The 2,339-nt window shown below is 74.4% G+C and carries 2 protein-coding genes and 1 pseudogene; 1 reads left to right on the forward strand and 2 read right to left on the reverse strand.

Annotated elements, in window-relative coordinates:
- Positions 1–637, forward strand: a 637-nt coding sequence (locus GT042_RS24620; RefSeq protein ID WP_161310917.1) for a beta-propeller fold lactonase family protein, incomplete at its 5' end; no start/stop codon positions are given.
- A gap of 192 nt (positions 638–829) precedes the next feature.
- Here the strand turns inward: GT042_RS24620 and GT042_RS24625 are convergent.
- The gene (locus tag GT042_RS24625; protein WP_161310918.1) at positions 830–1,765 is read right to left on the reverse strand and encodes a hypothetical protein; all 936 of its coding nucleotides are present in this window, start codon (positions 1,763–1,765) and stop codon (positions 830–832) included.
- Positions 1,766–1,860: 95 nt separating this feature from the next.
- A pseudogene (locus GT042_RS24630) lies at positions 1,861–2,339 on the reverse strand (ATPase); the annotation flags it as partial.

The raw sequence follows: 2,339 nt of genomic DNA on the forward strand, positions 1-2,339 counted from the left end.
GGGACCGCACCCCGACCGGCAGCGCGGACCGCACGCGCACCAGGTGGTGGCCGATCCGAGCGGCCGGTGGCTCCTCGCCGTCGACCTCGGCACCGACTCCGTCCAGGTCTCCTCCGTGGACGCCACGTCGGGAGAGCTGGTCCCGCACGGGGAGACGGCCCTGCGGCCGGGCTCGGGGCCGCGTCACCTCGCCTTCCACCCGGAAGGCAGCCACGCGTACGTCCTGCACGAACTCGAACCGACCCTGACCTTCTGCCGCTGGGACGCGGCGGCGGGGGTCCTGGAGGCGGTTGGCGAGACGGCCGTCCTGCCGGACGGCGTGGAGACGGAGAGCTTCGCGTCCGAGGTGGTCGTGGCGCGGGACGGCCGCTTCGTCTGGACGGCCAACCGGGGACACGACAGCATCAGCGTCCTCGCGCTCGACGTGTCGCGCGAGAAGGCCGAGCTGGTCACCACCGTGCCGTGCGGCGGCCACTGGCCGCGCGATCTCGCGCTGGACCCGGCGGGCCGCCGCCTCTACGCCGCGAATGAGCACTCCGGCGACGTGAGCTGGTTCGACATCGACCAGGAGACGGGGATCCCCGTCCCGGCGGGGTCCTTCACGGCCCCCGCGGCCTCCTGTGTGATCTTCGGCTGACCTCCTGGCCGGCCCCTGGCCCGGCTGAGCGCGGCCGTACGACCACTGAGCGCGGGCCGACCCGCCCCGGGCCGGCCCGCGAGAGCCCCTGTGACCCCGTGAGAGCACCCGAGGAAGGGCCCGCGCCGTAAGAAAGACCGGCGCGGCCCTTCCGCGTCACGGGGTGTGCCTGCCGCCCTGCGCGGCCCGGCGTCAGTGGGTCGGTGCCCCCTGCGCCGGCTCCGCGATGCCCAGCTCCGCCGTGTACTTCGAGAGCACCAGCTTGCCGATCGCCGGGTACGCCCCGAGCGGCTCGGCCGCGGCGCTGTCCGCCTCCTTGAGGGCCGCGTCGAGCAGCCCGCCGGGCAGCTCGGGACCGACCAGGTACGGCGCGAGCGCCAGCTGCGTCGCGCCGGAGCCGCGCAGCTCCTCCGCGACGGCGGCGACCGAACCCTCCACGTCGAGCGCGGCGGCCATCACCGGCACGGCGAGACGGGCAGCCAGCAGCATGCCCGTGATCCCGGCGGTCCGTACGGCCTCCTCACCGCCCACCGTGACGAGGATGATGCCGTCGGCGGCGGTCGCCACCGTGAACAGCCGGGCGCGGTCGGCGCGGGCGAGCCCGGCCTCCGACAGCCGTACGTGCAGACCTTCGGCGAGCAGCGGGTGCGGACCGAGGACGTCCGTCGTCCGCGCCTCCGTGCCGCTGTCCGCGACAGCCCGGCGTATCCGGTCGAGCAGGTCGTTCTCGGGACCCGTCAGCAGGGGGACGACCACTGCGGCCGGGCCCTCGGGCTCGGTGACCTCGCGGCCCGCGGCCTTCGCCAGCTCGTAGCGCTCGATGCGCCGGGCGGCGAGCCGGGTCAGGACGGCCTGGAGCGTGGGCTGCTCGGTCGTCTCGTCCGCGTCGTCGACGCCGTCCAGGAAGCCGATCGCGGCGTCCAGCCCCGGCAGCTCGGAACGGGCGATGCTGATGACTTCCTCGGCCAGGCCGCGCGCCGCGTCCGAGGGAGCGCCGGGGACGGCGAGGACCAGCGCGGGCGCACCTTCGGGCGCCGCCACGGGCTCCGGGCGGCGGTGGCGCCCCGACTGACGGGGGCGCGGCATTCGTACAGGCAGGCCGGGTGCAGGCCCAGTGGGGGTGCTCATGGCGTCGAATGCTACTGGTTTTGTGGGTGCGGCTGTTCGGGGAGGGGCCAACACCGAGGCATCTGTCCCTATTTATCCGTTAGGTATTTTTCTGCTCATCTATCCTGTTGTGTCGTGATGTACAACAGCCGCTCGTCGGGCGGCAGTCGCAGCGTGTCCGTGGCGAGCGCGGTCGCGATGTTCAGCGCGCCGGCCAGCGGATCGCCGGCCGCGGGGACGGTACGGGCGTGGGGCAGCCGGTCCGCCAGTTCGGCCCGCAGCGGCGCCAGCAACGGCTCGCCCAGTTTGAACAGGCCACCCGTAAGGGCGACTTCGCACTCCCCGGACCTCGGGCAGACCGCCTCGGCCGACTCCGCGATCCGCTCCGCGGCGGCCGAGAGGATCGACCGCGCGACCGGATCGCCGGACGCGAGGCGTGCCACTTCGGGGGCGAACGAGGCGAGTACGGCGGGCCGGTCGGCGCGCGGATAGAGAAGTCCCGGCAGCTCGGGGGCGGGTCCGAAAAAATCCTCCGTGGCGGTGAGCAGCGCGGGCGAGCCGCCGCGCCGGCCGTCGTGCTCCCGCAGGGCCGCCT

This window comes from Streptomyces sp. SID3212 (genome assembly GCF_009865405.1).
Taxonomy (GTDB): domain Bacteria; phylum Actinomycetota; class Actinomycetes; order Streptomycetales; family Streptomycetaceae; genus Streptomyces.